Origin of the sequence: Herbaspirillum sp. 1130, assembly GCF_017833835.1 — a bacterium.
Classification (GTDB): domain Bacteria; phylum Pseudomonadota; class Gammaproteobacteria; order Burkholderiales; family Burkholderiaceae_D; genus Herbaspirillum; species Herbaspirillum huttiense.
The window spans coordinates 54,951-75,708 of the sequence record NZ_JAFICQ010000004.1 but is presented as its reverse complement, the minus strand read 5'-3'; the positions used below and the strand labels follow the sequence as shown (position 1 = coordinate 75,708).

At 63.5% G+C, this 20,758-nt stretch carries 18 protein-coding genes; 12 read left to right on the top strand and 6 right to left on the bottom strand.

The features are described 5' to 3' along the window. Positions 1-93: 93 nt before the first annotated feature. Together JOD78_RS18030 and gorA are read left to right on the top strand one after the other, a co-directional pair. The gene (locus tag JOD78_RS18030; protein ID WP_209567219.1) at positions 94-1,749 is read left to right on the top strand and encodes an iron ABC transporter permease; all 1,656 of its coding nucleotides are present in this window, start codon (positions 94-96) and stop codon (positions 1,747-1,749) included. A gap of 64 nt (positions 1,750-1,813) precedes the next feature. Beyond that, positions 1,814-3,181 carry a glutathione-disulfide reductase gene (gene gorA / locus JOD78_RS18025; protein WP_209567218.1) on the top strand — a complete coding sequence of 456 codons (1,368 nt, stop codon included), beginning with the start codon at positions 1,814-1,816 and terminating at the stop codon, positions 3,179-3,181. A gap of 107 nt (positions 3,182-3,288) precedes the next feature. Here the strand turns inward: gorA and JOD78_RS18020 are convergent, their stop codons facing one another. Further along, positions 3,289-4,629, bottom strand: coding sequence for a phospholipase A (locus JOD78_RS18020; protein WP_245202197.1), 1,341 nt, complete (start codon positions 4,627-4,629; stop codon positions 3,289-3,291). Positions 4,630-5,106: 477 nt separating this feature from the next. Between JOD78_RS18020 and JOD78_RS18015 the strand changes: the two genes are divergently transcribed. Next, a complete protein-coding gene (locus tag JOD78_RS18015; protein ID WP_209567677.1) occupies positions 5,107-7,203 on the top strand; it encodes an EAL domain-containing protein in 2,097 nt (698 codons plus the stop codon). Positions 7,204-7,390: 187 nt separating this feature from the next. Here JOD78_RS18015 and JOD78_RS18010 read toward each other — a convergent pair whose 3' ends face one another. From JOD78_RS18010 to JOD78_RS17995, 4 genes are read right to left on the bottom strand one after another with little or no spacing between them, the layout of a single operon-like run. Further along, complete coding sequence (locus tag JOD78_RS18010; protein WP_121045356.1) at positions 7,391-8,797, bottom strand: FAD-binding oxidoreductase; 1,407 nt, start codon at positions 8,795-8,797, stop codon at positions 7,391-7,393. A gap of 59 nt (positions 8,798-8,856) precedes the next feature. Further along, positions 8,857-9,249, bottom strand: a complete 393-nt coding sequence (locus JOD78_RS18005; RefSeq protein WP_134137372.1) for a DUF2069 domain-containing protein — start codon at positions 9,247-9,249, stop codon at positions 8,857-8,859. Beyond that, the gene (gene wrbA, locus JOD78_RS18000) at positions 9,246-9,887 is read right to left on the bottom strand and encodes an NAD(P)H:quinone oxidoreductase (protein WP_034338170.1); all 642 of its coding nucleotides are present in this window, start codon (positions 9,885-9,887) and stop codon (positions 9,246-9,248) included. Before wrbA ends, JOD78_RS18005 begins: the two co-directional genes overlap by 4 nt. Before the next feature lie 8 nt (positions 9,888-9,895). Further along, entirely contained in the window at positions 9,896-10,114 is a 219-nt protein-coding gene (locus tag JOD78_RS17995) for a hypothetical protein (RefSeq protein WP_134040380.1), read from the bottom strand. Positions 10,115-10,178: 64 nt separating this feature from the next. Between JOD78_RS17995 and JOD78_RS17990 the strand changes: the two genes are divergently transcribed. Beyond that, positions 10,179-11,531: a YihY family inner membrane protein gene (locus JOD78_RS17990; protein WP_245202196.1), complete on the top strand. Its 1,353-nt coding sequence runs from the start codon at positions 10,179-10,181 to the stop codon at positions 11,529-11,531. A gap of 52 nt (positions 11,532-11,583) precedes the next feature. Here the strand turns inward: JOD78_RS17990 and JOD78_RS17985 are convergent, their stop codons facing one another. After that, the gene (locus JOD78_RS17985) at positions 11,584-11,904 is read right to left on the bottom strand and encodes a DUF962 domain-containing protein (RefSeq protein ID WP_034338162.1); all 321 of its coding nucleotides are present in this window, start codon (positions 11,902-11,904) and stop codon (positions 11,584-11,586) included. Positions 11,905-12,218: 314 nt separating this feature from the next. On the opposite strand from JOD78_RS17985, the gene JOD78_RS17980 reads away from it, so the two are divergent. From JOD78_RS17980 to leuB, 8 genes are all read left to right on the top strand, one after another. Next, positions 12,219-12,680 (top strand): CBS domain-containing protein, encoded by a 462-nt coding sequence (locus tag JOD78_RS17980; RefSeq protein WP_121045023.1) that lies wholly within the window; start codon positions 12,219-12,221, stop codon positions 12,678-12,680. Positions 12,681-12,857: 177 nt separating this feature from the next. Beyond that, positions 12,858-14,747 carry an MFS transporter gene (locus tag JOD78_RS17975; protein ID WP_121045021.1) on the top strand — a complete coding sequence of 630 codons (1,890 nt, stop codon included), beginning with the start codon at positions 12,858-12,860 and terminating at the stop codon, positions 14,745-14,747. A 98-nt stretch (positions 14,748-14,845) separates the two neighbouring features. Then, on the top strand, positions 14,846-15,934 hold the full coding sequence (gene aroC, locus JOD78_RS17970; protein ID WP_121045020.1) for a chorismate synthase: 1,089 nt from the start codon (positions 14,846-14,848) through the stop codon (positions 15,932-15,934). 174 nt (positions 15,935-16,108) lie between these two features. After that, positions 16,109-16,930, top strand: coding sequence for a M48 family metallopeptidase (locus JOD78_RS17965; RefSeq protein ID WP_199725127.1), 822 nt, complete (start codon positions 16,109-16,111; stop codon positions 16,928-16,930). Positions 16,931-17,163: 233 nt separating this feature from the next. Further along, entirely contained in the window at positions 17,164-18,564 is a 1,401-nt protein-coding gene (gene leuC, locus JOD78_RS17960) for a 3-isopropylmalate dehydratase large subunit (RefSeq protein ID WP_121045015.1), read from the top strand. Between the two features lie 36 nt (positions 18,565-18,600). Continuing rightward, the gene (locus tag JOD78_RS17955) at positions 18,601-18,732 is read left to right on the top strand and encodes an entericidin A/B family lipoprotein (RefSeq protein ID WP_121045014.1); all 132 of its coding nucleotides are present in this window, start codon (positions 18,601-18,603) and stop codon (positions 18,730-18,732) included. 115 nt (positions 18,733-18,847) lie between these two features. Then, entirely contained in the window at positions 18,848-19,495 is a 648-nt protein-coding gene (leuD, locus tag JOD78_RS17950) for a 3-isopropylmalate dehydratase small subunit (RefSeq protein WP_034333116.1), read from the top strand. A 116-nt stretch (positions 19,496-19,611) separates the two neighbouring features. Then, complete coding sequence (gene leuB / locus JOD78_RS17945) at positions 19,612-20,682, top strand: 3-isopropylmalate dehydrogenase (protein WP_017452965.1); 1,071 nt, start codon at positions 19,612-19,614, stop codon at positions 20,680-20,682. The last annotated feature ends 76 nt before the right edge of the window (positions 20,683-20,758 follow it).

The window sequence follows — 20,758 nt, the reverse complement described above, 5'->3', positions numbered from 1 at the left end:
AATGGTTACAATTCGCGTTTGTCTCGGAGTGCGCAGTGTAGCGCATGGACCGCCGACTTCCCTTGGCAATTCTTCATTGGGCCGTTCCTGTTTATGCACATCATCGGTTTGCTCGCTGTCCTGATCGCCTTGCCGCTCTTCGGCATCCTCGCTGCCTGGTTCGGGCTGGATGCGGCCGGCATCGACAACCTGCGCCAGCAGATGCAGACCGTGCTGCCCGGCTACCTGGCCACCTCCGGCTGGCTGGCGCTGATGGTGCCGCTGGGCGTGGTCATCGTCGGTGGTGCAGCGGCGGTGACGGTGAGCCTGTTCGAGTTTCGCGGACGGCGCTGGCTGTCCTGGGCGCTGCTGTTGCCGATGGCCATGCCGGCTTACGTGTCGGCCTATGCCTATACCGATTTCCTGCAATACGCGGGGGCCGTGCAGAGCACGCTGCGCGGCTGGTTCCCGGGCTGGCGCATGGATGTGCGCGGCTTGCCGGGGGCGGTGTGCATGTTCGTCTTCACGCTCTATCCCTATGCCTACCTGCTGGCGCGCAATGCGCTCTCCGAGCGCGGCATGCACCTGATGGAGGCTGCCCGCATGCTGGGCACGCCGCTATCCGAACGCATCCGGCGCGTGGCCTTGCCGCTGGCGCGTCCGGCCCTGGCGGCCGGGGCGGCGCTGGCGCTCATGGAAACGCTGGCCGATTACGGTGTCTCGGCCTACTTCGGCCTGACCACTTTCACCACCGGCATCTACAAGGCCTGGGTTGTATTGGATGACCGCATTGCCGCCGCCCAGTACGCGTCGCTGCTGCTGCTCTTCGTGTCGGTGCTGCTGTGGCTGGAGCGGCGCGAGCAGGGCCGCATGCGCTTTGCGGCCACACGCGGTGCGCGCGGCAGCGAGGGGGCCGAGGCGCGCCTGCCGCAATTGTCTCGCGCACAGACGCTGGCGGCCTGGGCGGTGTGCGGCTTGCCGGTGGTGCTGGGCTTCGTGCTGCCGGTGGCGATCCTGTTGCAGTTGTGGGCCGGGCAGTGGGGCAGCAGCGACGCCGCCATGCCCGCTTTCGATCTGGCCCGCTATGCCGGCTGGGTGTGGAACAGCTTCCGCTTCGGCGGCATGGCGGCGCTGGCGGCCATCGTGCTGGCGCTGGGCCTGTGCTTCGCGCTGCGCAGCGCACACCTGCCGCGCCTTCAGGGGCTGGTGCTGCGGCTGACCGCACGCCTGGCCGGCATGGGCTATGCCATTCCCGGGTCGGTCATCGCGGTCGGCATCCTGCTGCCGGTGGCCTGGCTGCAGGCGCTATGGCCTGCCGCGGGGTTGGGCGTGCTGCTCACGGCCAGCTCGCTGGGCGTGATCTATGCGTATCTGGTACGCTTCACGGCGGTTGCGGTGCAGTCGGTGGAGTCCGGCTACACCCGTATTCCGGCCAGTCTCGACGAAGCGGCGCGCACCCTGGGCAGTTCGCGCGCGCTGATTGCCTGGCGCCTGCACATGCCGCTGTTGTGGCGCTCGCTGGCGGTGGCCGCGCTGATGGTGTTCGTCGATGTGGTCAAGGAGTTGCCGGCGACCTTGCTGCTGCGTCCCTTCGATACCGATACCCTGGCCGTGATCGCGCACAATCTGGCGCGCGACGAGCGCCTGGGCGAGGCGGCCTTGCCGGCCTTGTCCATCGTGCTGGTGGGGCTGGCACCCGTGCTGCTGGTGATGCGGGCACTCGATGGCCGGCGCCGCACGGACTTGCAAAGCGCGCTTCCGCCCGCCTAACCCAAGCACGCAAAGACCAACAATGGGCGTGGCCAAGGGGCTGCGGCCACTCTCTGGAGAAACCATGAGCCAATACGATTACGACCTCTTCACCATCGGCGGCGGTTCCGGTGGCGTGCGCGCAGCGCGCTTCGCCGGCCAGGCCGGGGCCCGCGTCGGGCTGGCCGAGAAGGGCGATCTGGGCGGCACCTGCGTCAACGTCGGCTGCATCCCCAAGAAGCTGATGTCCTACAGCGCCCATTTCCACGAGGATTTCGCCGATGCCGCCGGTTACGGCTGGACCCTGCACAGCGAGCCCACCTTCGACTGGCCGGCCCTGATCGCCAACAAGGACCGCGAGATCACGCACCTGAACGGCATCTACCAGCGTCTGCTCGATGGCGCCAACGTGAGCCTGCATCGTGGCTTCGCCACGGTGGAGGATGCGCATACGGTGAGCGTGGAGGGCAAGCGCTTCACGGCCCGCCACATCCTGGTGGCCACCGGCGGCCATCCCGACAAGCCGCAGATCCCGGGCCGCGAGCTGGGGATCACTTCGGACGATTTCTTCCATCTCAAGGGCCTGCCGAAACGCGCGGTGGTGCTGGGCGGCGGCTACATCGCCGTGGAACTGGCGTCCATCCTCAATGGCCTGGGCAGCGACGTGACGCTGGTGTATCGCCGCGAGCGCCTGTTGCGCAACATGGATGCCGACCTGGGCATCCACCTGGCCGATGAAATGGCCAAGAAGGGCATCCGCCTGGTCTTCGATGCCAGCATCGCCGCCATCGAAGCGCCGCATGCGGGTGAAGACAGCGTCAAGCAGGTGCGCCTGACCAATGGCGAAACCGTGGCGGCGGAGTGCGTGCTGTTTGCCACCGGGCGTACGCCCAATACACGCGGCCTGGGGCTGGAGCAGGCCGGTGTCGTCTTGAAGGAAAACGGCGCCGTGGTGGTCAATGAGAATTTCGAGAGCAACGTGCCATCGATTCTCGCCGTGGGCGACGTGATCGACCGCGTGGCCCTGACACCGGTGGCGCTGGCCGAAGCGATGGTGGTGGTGGCGCGCCTGTTCGGCAAGGGCGAGCGCGTGATGTCCTATCAGAATATTCCGACAGCGGTGTTCAGTCATCCCAATGTGGGCACCGTGGGACTGACCGAAGAACAGGCGCGAAAAGCCCATGGTGAAGTAAAAATCTTCAAGACCGACTTCAAGCCGCTCAAGAACACCCTCTCGCGCAATACCGAGCGCACCTTCATGAAGCTTGTGGTCGATGCGCAGACCGACAAGGTGCTCGGCGTGCACATGGTCGGCGGCGATGCCGGTGAAGTCATCCAGGGCTTTGCAGTGGCCCTGCAATGCGGTGCCACCAAGGCGCAGTTCGATGCCACCATCGGCATCCATCCGACCTCCGCCGAAGAGTTCGTGACGATGCGCACGCCGGTGGCCTGAGTCCACCGTCTTCTGCAAGCGGTACCCAAGGAACGGAAAAAAACGGGGATGCCAAGGCATCCCCGTTTTGCTTGCATCATGCCCCGCGAAGCACGCTCACACGATGTTCATCGCCACAGCGCATAACCGATGCGCAGTTGCGGATGATCCTTCTGGTTGTAGGTCAGCAGGCTCTCGCCATAGCCGTAGAAGTAACTGGCCATCAGATAGCCTGCGGTACCGGGCAGCAGGCGCGAGAGCGGGTAGGTGACCTGGGTTTCGGCGCTGTACTTGCCGCCCAGTTTGCCCTTGCGCAGCATGGTCGCCACTTCCAGACCGTCGGGTTTGCCATAGGCCAGCTTCAGGTCCAGGTGGCCGCGATAGTCGGCGATGTCCGGGTTGTCGCGGGTCGGGCCGAGATAGGCATAGACCTTGGGCGCGACCTTGAAGTGATAGTCGTTGAGATTGCCGAAGTTGAAGGTCGGCTCGATGAAGTAGGTATTGATGCTGCGCGAGGCCGTGCCGTCGCGTCCATTGGACTCGTGCTCCAGGCCAGTGGCGATGCCGATGCGGCTGAAGACGCGGTTCTGTATGCCCACGTCCGGCAGGTAGTAATACAGGCTGGGGCGATAGCTGGTATCGCGGAAGGGGGCCGAGGGGGCCGACAGGTCCCACAGCGAGAACTGCGTGTAGCCCAGGTAGAGATTGTCCAGCAGGCCGCGCGAGCGCGGATCGTCCGGCACGAACACGCGGAACTTGAAGCTGAGCTGGAAGCGCGCATTGGTATCACCATTGTTGTGCCCCACCGTGAAATACATCGGCTCATTGAAGGACAGCCGGCGATTGTTGGAGAGGATGTCCTCAGCTGCCGGTGCACTGTCGATGGGCGAGGCATTGGCACCCGGCGTAAATACCGTGGCCGAAGGGGCCACCGGCGCGACCTTGCTGGTCGAATCGGCCAGCGGCGTGTTGATCAGGTCGGGCGACTCCGGCAAGGGCCCCAGCGACGGATCCGGGCGCACCACCGCCACCAGCACCGGCGAAGCATCCATGCCGATCGGTTCGATACGCACCATGCCGCGCAGGCGGCGCGGCAACTCGCCGCGATAGCGCACCTTGCGGAACTCACCTTGCTTCAGGGTCAGGCTGTCTTCGCCATCGACGCGCTGCAGGGCGATCTGCTGCGGCGGAATCATGTCGGCCGAGGCCGCCACCAGCAGCGTGGCGGGCAACTGATAGGTGCGCTGGGCCTGCTCATCCTCGGACACCAGCAGGGTCAGTTCCAGTGGCTTGGTGGCATCGATGCGCTTGGGCGGCTGCACCATCGAAATGCCGGCATGCACCGGGGCGGCCAGCCACAGCGGCGCGGCCACGCCGCACAAGGCCAGCGCCACGCGGCGCGACAGGCGGCTACGGGCCGGCAGGCCGTCCTGGTGCGGATGCAGACGGGAGTGGGGTAAGTTCAGCATGTTGTCCTTGTTGTCGATTTGTTGTGTTTTGTTGTCGTTTTGCAGCTTGTTCGGTGGCGTGCAGGCGCGAAGTGTGGCCGGGCGGGGCCGGGCGCACGTCGGGCGGCGATGCACGGACTGCCGTGACAAGAGATCAGCGGCGCTCCATAAAGTTGCCATTCCATCGACATCTTCTGACCTCCGTATGCCTTTGGGAGGCGCAATCCTGACCAAATGATCAATTTGGCATGCGGTTGGTCACGGAATGTTGTTTGTTTGCCTCGTCCGGATAAGGTTTGGTCGACGGAAAATGCCATTGTGACAACGGGTATTTCCTGATTGTGTGACAATGCGCCGCCCCCTAAGCTTGATGACAAGTCGTCCATGTTGCCAAGCTGTTTGCCGGGGCGGGACGTGCCGGTGCGTGCGCGCACCGAATCACCTGCCTTCCAGCGACCTTCGCTCAATCGCCGTTTTTCACAGGCATCACTCTTCGCCATGCTCATCGCCAACTACGACAAGCCGCTGGTGGTCGTTTCCCTGCTGGTGGCCATCCTCGCCTCCTATACGGCGCTGGACATGGCCGAGCGCATCAACACCACCAGCCATCTGCATTCGCGTGCCGCACGCTTCTGGCTTGCCGGCGGTGCGGTGGCCATGGGGCTGGGGATCTGGTCGATGCATTTCATCGGCATGCTGGCTTTCCGGCTGCCCATCGCGCTGGGCTACGATGTCTGGATCACCACGCTCTCGCTGCTCATCGCCATCGCCACCTCGGGCTATGCGCTGTGGATCGTTACCCGCAGCGAATTGCCGCTGCGGCGGCTGTTCGGCAGCGCCTTGCTGATGGGGACCGGCATTGCCGGCATGCATTACACCGGCATGGCCGCCATGCGCATGACGCCGGGCATCGATTACGACCTGGTGCTGTTCATCGCTTCCATCCTGATCGCCATAGCGGCATCGGCGGCAGCGCTGTGGATCGCCTTCAGCCTGCGCCGCAATACCCCTTACGTGAAAGCCGCGCGCGCCGGCGCTTCGGTGGTGATGGGCGTGGCCATCGTCGGCATGCATTACACCGGCATGGCGGCTGCCACTTTTCCCAACGGTTCGGTGTGCCTCTCGGCACGCGAGGGCGTGGGGACCGGCTGGCTGGCGATCCTGGTCATCGTGGTCACGCTGGCGGTGCTGAGCATCGCCTTGCTGACCTCGGTGCTGGATGCGCGGCTGGAGTCGCGTACCGCCAAGCTGGCGCGCTCGCTGGCCGAAGCCAATGAAGAATTGACGCAGATGGTGCTGCACGACCATCTCACCAAGCTGCCCAACCGCACCCTGCTGGAAGACCGCCTGAGCCAGGCCATCAACAAGGCCGCACGCAGCCAGGGACATTTCGCGCTGATGTTCATGGATCTGGATGGCTTCAAGGCCATCAACGACTCGCTCGGCCACCATGTGGGCGACCGCATGCTGGTGGAAGTGGCGCAGCGCCTGACCGGTGCCATGCGCGCACACGATACGGTGGCGCGGCTGGGTGGCGACGAATTCGTGATCCTGGTGGAACTGGCGCAGCCGGAAGACGCCATGCCGGTGGCCGAGAAGCTGGTGGAAGTGGTCAACCTGCCGTTCCGCCTGGCCGAGCAGGAGCTGCGCGTGTCGGCCAGCGTGGGCATCGCCATCTACCCGGAGGACGGGGCCACGCGCCACGACCTGGTCATCAACGCCGACGCCGCGATGTATCACACCAAGCGCGCCGGCCGCAACGGCTACAACTTCTTCGAACCGTCGATGAATGCCAATGCGCATCATCAGCTGCAGTGGCTGCAGGACCTGCGGGTAGCGTTGGAGCGCAAGCAATTCCGGCTGGTCTACCAGCCCAAGTTCAGCCTGCTTGATGGTCCGGTGCTGGGGGCCGAGGCGCTGCTGCGCTGGCAGCATCCGCAACGCGGACTGGTGGGGCCGGATGAGTTCATCGGCCTGGCCGAGCGTTCCGGCCTGATCATCCCGATCGGGGCCTGGGTGCTGGATGAAGCCTGTCGCCAGATGCATGAGTGGCTGACCCTGGGCTATGCCGACTGGAAGATTGCGGTGAATCTTTCGCCGGTGCAGTTTGCCGATCCGCATCTGCTGGACGTGGTGCGTGCTGCCCTGGAGAAACACCAGCTGCCGCCGTCCTGCCTGACGCTGGAGGTGACCGAGTCGACTGCCATGAACAATACCGAGCAGAGCCTGCAGACGCTGCAGCAGATCGCCGACCTGGGCGTGGAGATCTCCATCGACGATTTCGGCACCGGCTATTCCAGCCTGCTGTACCTGAAGCGCCTGCCGGCCAACGAACTGAAGATCGATCGCGGCTTCGTGCGCGACTTGAGCGAAGGCACCGAGGATGCCGCCATCGTATCGGCCATCGTGGCCCTGGGGCGCACGCTGAATCTGCGCATCGTCGCCGAAGGCGTGGAGACCGAGCGCCAGCAGGAGTTCCTGCACCAGGTCGGATGCGACGCCATGCAGGGCTATCTGCTGGGACGGCCGATGGCTCCGGACCTGTTCCTGCAGACCATGCGCGACCATGCCGCCGAGCACAAGACGGCGGCCTGAATTCACAAATTGGCTGTGGCATCGCCTGCTATTCCTCGAATTGGAGAAGCGCGCTTGATGCAAAGATCACGACATAGGGAAACGCAAGGAATTTGAGCGTTTCAGGCAGGCTCCTGAGGGGGAGGTTGGGGCGGACGGCTCGTACTGGCGTCCGTCCCTTTTTGTTGATACCTGCTTCAAAGTGGCGTCACAGCACCTTGCCCGGATTCATCAATTGCTGCGGATCCAGCGCCTGCTTGATGGCGCGCATCAGACGCAGTTCCACCGGTGACTTGTAGCGCAGGATCTCTTCGCGCTTCAGCGCTCCCAATCCATGCTCGGCCGAGATCGAGCCGCCGAAGCGGTCGACGCTGTCATGGACCACGCGGTTGATGTCGCCCTGGCGCGCCAGGAAATCGGCATCGGGCACGCCCACCGGCGGCGAGACGTTGTAGTGCAGGTTGCCATCGCCCAGGTGGCCGAAACTGACCATGCGGCAACCCGGTGCGGCCTGCTGCACCAGGGTATCGGTCGCTTCCATGAATTCGGCGATGCGCGAGATCGGCACCGAGATGTCGTGCTTGATGTTCTTGCCCTCGTGCGCCTGTGCCATCGAGATGCTTTCACGCAGTCGCCACAAGGCCCTGGACTGGGCCAGCGAGGCGGCGATCACGGCATCGTCCACCAAACCCTGTTCAAGGGCCTCGCCAATCAGGGTTTCAAAAATCGCCCGGGCGTGGTCTTCGGATTCGTTGTCCGACAGTTCCAGCAGCACGTACTGCGGATGCCGCTGGCTGAAGGGCAGGCGTTGGTCGGGGAAGTGCTTGCAGACCAGCTGCAGGCAGAAGTGCGACATCAGCTCGAAACCGGTCAAGGCCGAACCACAGCGCGCTTGCGCCTGCTGCAGCAGTTGCAGCGCCTGCGCCGGGGATTGCAGCGCTACCAGTGCAGTCAGTTGCGCGCGCGGTTGCGGGAAGAGTTTCACTACCGCAGCGGTGATGATGCCCAGAGTACCTTCCGCGCCGATGAAAAGATCGCGCAGGTCGTAGCCGGTATTGTCCTTGCGCAAGCCCTTGAGGCTGCTCATGATCTCGCCCGCGGCCGTCACCACTTCCAGCCCCAGGCACAGCTCGCGCGTATTGCCATAGCGCAGCACGCCGGTGCCGCCGGCATTGGTGGAGAGATTGCCGCCGATGGTGCAGCTGCCTTCGGCCGCCAGCGACAGCGGGAACAGCAGTTCGACCGCCGCCGCCTGTTCCTGCAGATGCTGCAATACGCAGCCGGCTTCCACCGTCATCGTATTGTTGACCGGGTCCACCGCACGGATGCGGTTCAGGCGACGCAGCGAGAGCACCACGGCATTGCCCTGCTGGTCGGGCACGCTGCCCAGCACCAGGCCGGTGTTGCCCCCTTGCGGCACCAGCGGGATGCCATGGTGCGCGCACAGTTGCACCAGCGCCGCCACTTCGGCCGTATCAGCCGGGCGTAATACGGCCAGGGCACGGCCGGTGTAGCGGCCACGCTGGTCGGTCAGGTAGCCGGCGGTGTCGGCGGCTTCGGTGAGGACATAAGCAGCACCGATGGCGGTACGGCAGGCAGCGAGGAAGTCGGTCATGAAAGCGAAACGCGCCACGTGCAGTGGCGCGCCCAATCGATGTGGGGAAGCGGTGCGTATTACTGGGAGGCCTTCTGGATCGCCTGGCGGGCGATTTCCTTGGCGGCCTTCTTGAACGGGTGCAAATACGCCAGTGCGCAGACGAAATACAGCGCGGTCAGCGCCACTTCGACCCAGGCCAGCAGCACCGAAGCATGGACGCTGTCGCTGGTGGCGCGCACCAGCCCTTCCGCCAGATACACCAGGATCAGCATGGACGACCATTGCAGCGTGTAGACGTCGCGCTTCAATACCCCGCGCAGCGGCAGCAGCAAGGGCACTACCTTGAGCACCATCCACGAACCGCCCGGTCGCAGCGGGGCCAGCACCAGTTCCCACGCCAGACAGAGCAGGATCAGGGCGATCAGGCTGGAACTGGCTCCGAGGTGGAAGTAGCGCGCACTGCTGTTCATGATGGTCTCCGTAATTTGATGGCGTTTTCTGCCAGCCGTTTGCCCAGCGCGATGGCCAGGGTGCGCGAGTCGTCCGACAGCGGCTGATTGCCGTTGACGCCCGCCCAGTGGCTGGCACCGTAAGGTGTGCCGCCGCTGGAAGTATTCATCAGCTCGGGATGCGAATAGGGCAGGCCGACAATCAGCATGCCATGGTGCAGCAGGGGCAGCATCATGCTCAACAGCGTCGATTCCTGGCCGCCATGCAGGCTGCCGGTGGAGGTGAAGACGCAGGCCGGCTTGCCCGCCAGTACGCCGGAGAGCCACTGCGGCGAGGTGCCATCCCAGAAATACTTCATGGCCGCTGCCATGTTGCCGAAACGCGTGGGCGAACCCAGGGCCAGGCCATCGCATTCCGCCAGGTCGCTGGCTTCCACGTAGGGCGCGCCGGAGCTTGGCACGTCCGGTTCCACCGCTTCGGTGACGGTGGAAACCGCCGGCACGGTGCGCAGGCGGGCATCGCAGCCGGGCACGCTTTCCACGCCCTGGGCGATCAGCTCGGCCAGCTTGCGGGTGGCACCATGGCGCGAATAGTAGAGCACCAGGATGGTGGCGTTGGAGGAGGTCTGCACGGAAGTAGCGGTCGAAGAGGTCATCATGTGACTTATTATATTTCCGTTTTTTTGCTCCCAGACAGCAGGAAAAGCCTGAGTGTCCCCGCTTTTTCTTCATCTGCACCATGAGGAAGCAGAAACTTTGGGCCTGCTCTGCGTTTTTGCGGGATTTTGCTGCCCGCTTGGGCGATAATCGCCAAACTTGTCGTCTGGCCGGCAGCAAGCCTGCGCGCCGTCATGCGGCCTGATTCAACCCCGATGGGGCGGCGCATCTGCGGGTGCGGCGTCTCCGATGAAGTCGAACGGATGTCTTCTTTGCGTTTTTCCTTGTCCCGTATGCGTGGTCTGACCCGTGAGCAGTTCAGCGACCTGTTGCGCTTCGCCGGCCGGCGGCTGCGCGAGGATCGCCTGCCGCAAGTGGCCGGCAGCCTGACCTTCACCACCATCCTGTCGCTGGTGCCGATGCTCACCATCGCGCTGGCGCTGTTTACGGCCTTCCCGCTGTTCTCGACCTTCCGCGCCTCGCTGGAAGCCTATTTCGTCGAGAACCTCATGCCCAAGGGCGTGGCCAACACCATCCTCGGCTACCTCAATCAGTTCGCCGCCAAATCGGCGCGCATCTCGGCCGTGGGCGGGGTGCTGCTGATCCTGACCTCGGTGCTGACCATGTCCACCATCGAGAGCGTGTTCAACCAGATCTGGCGCGTCAAGAAGTCGCGCCCGCTGGTGCAGCGGGTGCTGGTGTACTGGGCCATCATCACGCTGGGGCCGCTGCTGATCGGGGTTTCCATCAGCGTGACCTCGTATCTGTCGACCGCCACCGGCGGCGCGGTCAAGAGCCTGCCGTGGCTGGGCGCGAGCTTTTATACGCTGGTCTCGCTGATGCTCTCCACGCTGGCTTATACGCTGCTCTACAGCACCGTGCCCAACCAGACCGTGGACTGGCGTGATGCGGCCGCCGGCGGCCTGCTGGCCGGTATCGGGCTGGAAATCGCCAAGCGGCTCTTCGCCGCCTACATCCTGCAGTTCCCGACCTACACCATGGTCTATGGCACGGTGGCGGTGCTGCCGATCTTCCTGGTGTGGATCTACATGATGTGGATGATCACGCTCTTCGGGGCGCTGCTGACGGCGGCGCTGCCGGTGGTGCGCTATGAACGCTGGTGGCATGTCCCCTCGCCGGGCGCGGAATTCATCGATGCGGTCAAGGTCCTGAAATTCCTGCACGCGGCGCGCGTGGGCGTGGAGTCGGCCGTGGTCAGCATGGAGGAGGTGCGGCGCGCCACCCGGCTGGGCCTGGGTGAATTGCAGCAACTGCTGGCGCGCATGAGCGAAGAGGGCTGGGTGGCCTCGGTCAAGCCCGAGTCGGGCAGCCGCAGCCGTCGCGGCTGGAACCGCCGCATTACCGATGACATGGATCGCTGGACCCTGGTGGCCAATCCCAGCACCATCCAGCTGGCGCGGGTGTATCGCCTGTTCGTGTTCGATCCTGCGGTACTGGCCCAGGCCGGAGAGGAAGAAGCGCTGGTGGCGCGGGTGGAAGATGCCATCAACGCCGAACTGGCGCAGTCGCTGGAGCAGTATTGCCAGGCCGGGCGGGTGGCCGAGGAAGAAGTCGCCGCCACCGTGGCCGCCATGCCGCATGCTGCGGTGCCGCTGGAGGCGCGCCGGCGTCTGTGGGAGCGCTGATCCGACGCCAAGGCCCCCGGATCAGCCCTTGTCGGCCCTTTTATGAAGCTTTCTAAAACGACACCTGCCCCGTGAGCATTTGCCAGTACATCACCCAATCGCCCATGAAGGAATAGAACGGATGACGGAAGGTGGCCGGCTGGTTCTTCTCCACCATGAAATGTCCGACCCAGGCAAAACCGTAGCCGCAGAACAGCGCCACCGCCAGCCACCACCACTGGTGCGTGATCAGCAGCAGCAAGAGACTCAACAGCGCCAGCGTCGACCCCAGGAAATGCAGCTGCCGGTTGACCCGGTGCGCATGCTCGCTGAGGTAGGTCGGATAGAACTCGCTGAAACTGGCGTAATGGCGTTCGGGCAGGGTAGCGGCCATGGTCTTCTCCGGAGAGTCCTGACCCTTTCAGAGTAGTCAGCGCCGCGCCTGTTTGCAATCCTTGTGCTGAAGCAAGCTTCAGCTGCAAAACGTAAATTCTGCAGGGAAATACTGCGCAGCAGCGTCTTTGCGGGTTGCCCAAAGGTCGCCCTTGCCCGTACCATGTGATTTCCAGCGCGCCAGGAGGGCCTGGAGGAGGCGTCCGCTGCGGTTGCGGGCAGGATCAGTTATCCTGTTGCCCCCATGAATTGGATTTTCCCGGCGTCATCGCCTACAGTCAAAACAGCTTCATATAACCAAACCAGGACGACATCATGAAAGTCTCTGAAATCCTCAAGGTCAAAGGCAACATCCTCTTTACCGTCACGCCGGAAACCCCGATTCAGGAGGCGGTCGCCGCCATGGCCGAGAAAGACATCGGCTCGCTGGTCGTGATGGAATACGGCGACCTGGTCGGCATGCTGACCTTCCGCGAAGTGCTGCTGACGCTGCACAAAAACGGCGGCGAGCTGGGCGGCTCGACCGTGCGCAAGCACATGAACGATGCGCCCATCACCGTCACCCCGGATACCGACCTCAACGAAGTGCGCCGCATCATGCTGGAAAAGCACGCGCGCTATGTGCCGGTGATGGAGGCCCGTACCGTGCTGGGCGTCATGTCCTTCTACGACGTGGCCAAGGCGGTGCTGGATGCGCAGGGCTTCGAGAACAAGATGCTCAAGGCCTACATCCGCGACTGGCCGGCCGAGGAAGAAGAGCGCGAAGGCAACAGCTGAAGGCTCTGCGTTTCGCGTTTTTCCGTTGGCAGCCGCCTGGCTGGTGCAGGCGCTGCCGTCATGACCGTTCCTGCTGGAGCGGTTTTTTATTGCCCGCAGTTCCTTGCCCCTTGGTATTGTTGCCAATCCTGACCCGCGCGGCGCAGACTGCGCGCTTCCTCCCTCACCTGATTGCCCATGCAAAAGAACAGCCAGTTCACGCTCTTCTCCCAACGGCGCTTCGCTCCCTTCTTCTGGACCCAGTTCCTGGGGGCCTTGAATGACAACGTGTTCAAGACGGCGCTGCTGACCATCCTCACCTATGACGCGCTGTCCTGGACGGACATGGATCCGGGCTTGCTCAACAACCTTATCCCGGGTTTGTTCATCCTGCCGTTCTTCCTGTTTTCAGCCACCTCCGGCCAGCTCTCCGACAAGCTGGAAAAGGGCAGAGTGGCGCGCTTCGTCAAGCTGCTCGAAATCGCCATCATGTGCGTTGCCGCCTATGGCTGGATGACGCATCACCTGTGGCTGCTGATCGCCGCCGTGATCGGCATGGGTATTCATTCGACCCTGTTCGGGCCGGTGAAATACGCCTACCTGCCGCAGCAGTTGAAGCGCGAGGAACTGGTCGGGGGCAATGGCCTTATCGAAATGGGCACCTTCGTCGGCATCCTGCTGGGTGAAATCCTGGGTGCGGTGCTGGTCGTGCACAAGCCCTGGGGCCTGCACCTGGTGGCCGGGATCACCATCGGTATCGCCGTGCTGGGCTGGCTGGCGAGCCTGCGCATTCCGCTTTCGCCGGCCCCGGTGCCGGACCTGAAGGTGAACTGGAATCCCTTTACCGAGACCGTGCGCAACCTCGGTTATTCGCGCCGCAACCGGCCGGTGTTCCTGTCGTTGCTGGGCAATTCCTGGTTCTGGTTTTACGGGGCCATCATGCTGGCGCAATTCCCCGTCTATGCGAAGAACTACCTGCATGGCGACCACAGCGTCTTCGTGCTGCTGCTGGCGGTGTTCTCGGTCGGCATCGGTGCCGGTTCGCTGCTGTGCGAGCGGCTTTCCGGGCACAAGGTGGAAATCGGGCTGGTGCCCTTTGGTTCGATCGGCTTGTCGGTGTTCGGACTGGAGCTGTATTTCGCCAGCCAGGCCTATGTCACGCCGTCGGCCATGCTGGACCTGGGCGGCTTCCTGGCGCAGGGCGGCAGTTGGCGCATCCTGTTCGATTGCCTGGGTATCGGCCTGTTTGGCGGCTTGTACATCGTGCCGTTGTTTGCGCTCATCCAGACCCGCTGCGACCCGGCCCACGTCTCCCGCACCATCGCCGGGATGAACATCATGAATGCGCTGTTCATGGTGGTCTCGGCCGTGGTGGCGATGGTGTTGCTCAAGGCAGGGCTGACGATCCCGCAGATCTTCCTGGCCACGGCCATCATGAATGGCGTGGTGGCGGTCTACATCTTCTCGCTGGTGCCGGAATTCCTGATCCGCTTCCTGGCCTGGATCCTGATCCACACCTTTTATCGGGTGCGCATCATCAACGGCCAGGCCATTCCTGATGAAGGACCGGCCGTGCTGGTGTGCAATCATGTGAGCTATGTCGACGCGATTGCCATCATGGCCGCCAGCCCGCGCCCGGTGCGTTTCGTGATGGATCACCAGATATTCAAGATTCCGGTGATGTCCTGGCTGTTCCGCAATGTGCGCGCCATTCCGATCGCACCGGTCAAGGAAGATCCCTGGCTGACCGAAAAGGCCTTCGTCGATATCGCCCAGGCCCTGCATGAAGGCGAACTGGTGTGCATTTTCCCGGAAGGCAAGCTGACCCGCGATGGCGAATTGAATCCCTTCAAGGGCGGCGTGCAGAAGATCATCGACCGCAGCCCGGTGCCGGTCCTGCCCATGGCCTTGCGCGGGCTGTGGGGCAGCCTGTTCTCGCGCGACCCCAGCAATCCGGTGGCACGCACCTTCAAGCGCGGGCTGTTCTCGCGGCTGGAGCTGGCGGTCGGTGAGCCGATTGCGCCCGACGCCGTGAGCCCGGAAGGGCTGCAGGAGCAGGTCCGGGCGCTGCGCGGCGACTGGAAATAAGTCTGCCTGAGGGGGAGCCTGCGGCCTGGTGCGGCTCGTCGGCATCGGCCGAGGCTGGTAGAATCGCGGCTTCCCCTATTTTTTGCGCGAATTCCATCATGTCCGGCAATACCTTCGGCACGCTCTTCACCGTCACCACCTTCGGCGAATCCCACGGCCCGGCCATCGGCTGCGTGATCGATGGCTGCCCCCCGGGCATGACGCTGTCCGAAGCCGACATCCAGCCCGAACTGGACCGCCGCCGTCCCGGCACCTCGCGCCACGTGACCCAGCGCCAGGAGCCGGATACGGTGGAGATCCTCTCCGGCGTCTACGAAGGCAAGACCACCGGCACGCCGATTGCGCTCTTGATCCGCAACCAGGACCAGCGCAGCAAGGATTACGGCAACATCCTCGATACCTTCCGTCCCGGCCATGCCGACTACACCTACTGGCACAAGTACGGCATCCGCGATCCGCGCGGCGGCGGCCGTTCCTCGGCGCGCCTGACCGCCCCGGTAGTGGGCGCGGCGGCCATCGCCAAGAAGTGGCTGTTCGAGAAATACGGCACCACCTTCAAGGGCTGCATGAGCCAGCTGGGCGAGATCGCGATTCCCTTCGAATCCTGGGAGCACGTGCCCAACAACCCCTTCTTCGCCGCCAACGCCAGCATCATCGAACGCCTGGAAGACTACATGGATGGCCTGCGCAAGGAGGGCGATTCCATCGGCGCGCGCATCGACGTGGTGGCGCAGAACGTGCCGGTGGGCTTGGGCGAACCACTGTATGACAAGCTCGATGCCGAGATCGCCTACGCGCTCATGGGCATCAATGCGGTCAAGGGCGTGGAGATCGGCGCCGGTTTCGCTGCGGTGGCGCAGAAGGGTTCCGAGCACGGCGACGCGCTGACCCCGGAAGGTTTCGTCGGCAACAACGGCGGTGGCATCCTGGGCGGCATCTCGACCGGGCAGGACATCACGGCCTCGATTGCCATCAAGCCGACCTCCAGCATCCGCACGCCGCGCCCGTCCATCGACAAGAACGGCGAGCCGATCTCGGTGGAAACCTTCGGCCGCCACGATCCCTGCGTGGGCATTCGCGCTACCCCCATTGCCGAAGCCATGCTGGCCCTTGTGCTGATGGATCACGCCCTGCGTCATCGCGCACAATGCGGCGATGTGAAGGTTGAGACGCCGGCCCTGCGCTGAGCGGCCGGCAAGCCCTGCCAGGAAACCGGCCATCGCACATGCGGTCGCCGGTTTTTTCTTGTCTGAAACAATTTGCAAAGAGCCGGGTCGAAGCGGCTCACGGCTGACTGACGGCAACACGCACGCCAGCAGACCGGACCCGAGATCAATATCAATTACTCAATGGAGGCGGGCATGGTGCTCAAACCTATCTTCAAGAACAGTCTGCTGGCCGCAGCCCTGGTGGGGCTGGTGGCTTGCGAAACCGTACAAACCACGCAGGGCGGTGCCGTCGGCATCGATCGCAAGCAGCAGATGCTGGTGTCCTCGGCCGAGATGGAGGCCTCCTCGGCCAAGGAATACGCCCAGGTACTGGCCGAAGCCAAGAGCAAGGGCCTGCTCAACCGCAATGCCGCCCAGGCGCAGCGCGTGCGTACCATCGCCAACCGCCTGATCCCGCAGACCGGCGTGTTCCGCCCGGATGCGCTGAAGTGGAACTGGGAAGTCAACGTGCTGACCTCGGATGAGACCAATGCCTGGTGCATGCCGGGCGGCAAGATCGCGGTCTATACCGGCCTGATCGACAAGCTCAAGATCACCGACGACGAACTGGCGGCCGTGATGGGTCACGAGATCGCCCACGCCCTGCGCGAGCATGCCCGCGAGCGCGCTTCGCAGCAGGTGGTGGCCAATTCCGCCATTTCCATCGGTGCCGCGCTGCTGGGCCTGGGCGATGTCGGCAAGCAGGGCGGCCAATACCTGTACATGGGCCTGATGGGCTTGCCCAATTCGCGCGCCAACGAAACCGAAGCCGATCGCATCGGCGTGGAACTGGCCGCGCGCGGCGGCTATGACCCCAAGGCCGCCGTCACGCTGTGGCAGAAGATGGCCAGCCTGGGCGGCGATGAGCCGATGAAGTTCATGTCCACCCACCCCTCCAGCAGCGAGCGCATCGCCGACCTGACGGTCTACGCCCAGCGTGTGGAGCCGCTGTACCAGCAGACCCGCAAGCGCTGATCCCGGCGTTTTCGGGAAAGACCGAACCGGCATCGCTTCCTGCACGGAAGAAATGCCGGTTTTTTCATGTCTGCCGCAAGTTCTGCGCTTTTTCTGCTGCCTTGCAGCATTATTCCCTGTTGCTGCGACGCGGCGGAAAACACGGCAGGGAGGTCAGACCTGTCGCTTTATGGCATAATCAAACGCTATTTTTCCCGTTCAGCATCCCTTTCTCGTTTCCGCCGGACCGCAACATGCTCAAGACGCTTTACGACAAACTCTGGGAGTCGCACGTCGTTCATACGGAAGATGACGGTACCGCCATCCTGTATATCGACCGCCACCTGCTCCATGAAGTGACCAGCCCGCAAGCCTTCGAAGGCCTCAAGCTAGCCGGTCGCCAACCCTGGCGGAACTCGGCCAACCTGATGGTGGCGGACCATAACGTCCCCACCACTGACCGCGCCCAAGGCATCGCCGACCCGATCTCGCGCCTGCAGGTCGAAACGCTGGATGGCAATGCAAAAGAATTCAGCCTGACGTACTTCGGCATGAACGACAAGCGTCAAGGCATCGTGCACGTGATCGGCCCTGAGCAAGGTGCCACGCTGCCGGGCATGACGGTGGTCTGCGGCGACTCGCACACCTCCACCCACGGCGCGTTTGCCGCGCTGGCCCATGGCATCGGCACCTCCGAAGTCGAACACGTGCTGGCCACGCAGACTTTGCTGGCGCGCAAGTCCAAGGCCATGCTGGTGCAGGTCGACGGCGCGCTGCCGGCCGGCGTCACCGCCAAGGACATCGTGCTGGCCGTGATCGGCAAGATCGGTACCGCAGGCGGTACCGGCTACGCCATCGAATTCGCCGGGGCGACCATCCGTTCGCTGTCCATGGAAGGCCGCATGACGGTCTGCAACATGGCCATCGAAGCGGGTGCCCGTGCCGGCATGGTGGCCTTCGACGACACCACCCTGGAATACCTGAAGGGCCGTCCCTTCTCGCCCTCCGGTCCGCACTGGGAGCGCGCCGTGTCGTACTGGCGCACCCTGCATTCGGACCAGGGCGCCAAGTTCGACCTGGTCGTGACCCTGAATGCCGCCGAGATCAAGCCGCAAGTCACCTGGGGCACCTCGCCCGAGATGGTGGTGGCAGTCGACGCCCGCGTTCCCGATCCCGACAAGGAAAAGGACCCGACCAAGCGCGACGGCATGGAAAAGGCCTTGGCCTACATGGCCCTCAAGCCCAACACCCCCATTGAAGACATCCGCATCGACAAGGTCTTCATCGGTTCCTGTACCAATTCCCGCATCGAAGACCTGCGCGAAGCGGCCAAGGTGGTGCGTGGCAAGTTCCGCGCCTCCAACGTCAAGCTGGCGATGGTGGTGCCGGGTTCGGGCCTGGTGAAGGAACAGGCAGAACGTGAAGGTCTGGACAAGATCTTCCGCGATGCCGGCTTCGAATGGCGTGAACCGGGCTGCTCCATGTGCCTGGCCATGAATGCCGACCGCCTGGAACCGGGCGAGCGCTGCGCCTCGACCTCGAACCGCAATTTCGAAGGCCGGCAGGGCGCCGGTGGCCGTACTCACCTGGTGAGCCCGGCCATGGCCGCGGCGGCTGGCATTGCCGGTCACTTCGTGGACGTGCGTTCTCTGTAAGCACGGGCTTGTGAATCTTTTCGAGAGAATACAACCATGAAAAAAATCTCCGCTCTGGTTCTGCTGGCCGTCGCCCTGGGGGCGCTGGCTGGTTGCAATACCGTCAACGGCTTCGGCAAGGATGTCGAAAAGGTCGGCGAGAAGATGCAGGACGCCAGCAAGAAGTAAGCAGGACAGTGCAACAGGCTGCGGCCAGCGTGTCGCAGCTTCAGTTTTTGAACAGGAAACAGGAAGGGCAGGGCAGAGCAATCAGCAATCGCCCCGCCGACCCGAGGTCAAGCTCATGAATAAATTTATCGTGCATGAAGGACTGGTGGCGCCGCTGGATCGCGCCAACGTCGATACCGATGCGATCATCCCCAAGCAATTCCTGAAGTCGATCAAGCGCAGCGGCTTCGGCCCCAACCTGTTCGACGAATGGCGTTACCTGGACCATGGCGAGCCGGGCATGGACAACAGCAAGCGTCCGCTCAATCCCGATTTCGTGCTCAACCAGGAGCGTTATCAGGGTTCGTCCATCCTGTTGTCGCGCAAGAACTTCGGCTGCGGCTCCTCGCGCGAACACGCGCCCTGGGCGCTGGACCAGTACGGCTTCCGCGCCGTGATCGCGCCCAGCTTTGCCGACATCTTCTTCAACAACTGCTACAAGAACGGCCTGCTGCCCATCGTCCTGACCGAACAACAGGTCGATCACCTGTTCAATGAAGTCAAGGCCTTCCCGGGTTATCGCCTGGTCATCGACCTGGAAAAACAGGTCGTCAGCACCACCAATGGCAGCGAAGTCTATCCGTTCGACATCAGCGAATTCCGCAAGTACTGCCTGCTGAACGGTTTCGATGACATTGGCCTGACCCTACGCAAAGCCGACACCATTCGTGCCTACGAAGAGAAACACCTGCACGAACAGCCCTGGCTGAGCAACACGATCTGAAGAGGATCGTCGAGACAACAGCAAAGGGCGGTCAGATGGCCGCCCTTGTCGTTACTGTCGTTACTTATTCCAAGAACGTCTTCCAGCACGGCTGGAAACACTGAGAAAGAGAAACCATGAAGATTGCTATCCTGCCGGGTGACGGCATCGGTCCCGAGATCGTCGACGAAGCCGTCCGCGTGCTCAATGCCCTGGACGAGAAGTTCGAGATGGAAACCGCCCCGGTCGGCGGCGCCGGCTATGAAGCCCACGGCCATCCGCTGCCGGACGGCACCCTGAAGCTGGCCAAGGAAGCCGATGCGATTCTCTTCGGTGCGGTGGGCGACTGGAAGTACGACAAGCTGGAACGCGCCCTGCGCCCCGAGCAAGCCATCCTTGGCCTGCGCAAGCACCTGCAGCTGTTCGCCAACTTCCGTCCGGCGATCTGCTATCCGGAACTGACCGGTGCTTCTTCCCTGAAGCCCGAGCTGGTGGCCAACCTGGACATCCTGATCGTGCGCGAACTGAACGGCGACATCTATTTCGGTCAGCCGCGCGGCATGCGCGAAGCGCCGGACGGTCCGTTCAAGGGCGCTCGTGAAGGTTTTGATACCATGCGCTATTCGGAACCGGAAATCCGCCGCATCGCCCACGTCGCCTTCCAGGCCGCCGCCAAGCGCGGCAAGCGCCTGTGCAGCGTGGACAAGGCCAACGTGCTGGAAACCTTCCAGTTCTGGAAAGACATCGTCACCGAAGTCGGCAAGGAATACCCGGACGTCGAGCTGTCGCACATGTACGTGGACAACGCCGCCATGCAGCTGGTGAAGGCACCGAAGAACTTCGACGTCATCGTCACCGGCAACATGTTCGGCGACATCCTCTCGGACGCCGCCGCCATGCTGACCGGTTCGATCGGCATGCTGCCCTCGGCCTCGCTGGATGCCAACAACAAGGGCCTGTATGAACCTTCACACGGCTCGGCCCCGGACATCGCGGGCAAGGGCATCGCCAATCCGCTGGCGACCATCCTGTCGGCAGCGATGATGCTGCGCTTCTCCTTGAACCGTGCCGAGCAGGCCGATCGCATCGAGAACGCCGTGAAGAAAGTGCTTGCGCAAGGTCTGCGCACCGCCGATATTTATGAAGAAGGCTGCACCAAGGTCAACACCCAGCAGATGGGTGAAGCCGTGGTCAAGGCCCTCGCCTGAGATCAACGTCGCCTGGCCGCGCCCCAACCGGTGCGGCCAGGCGCTTGAAATGCCGGATGGTCCGGCGCAAATGTGT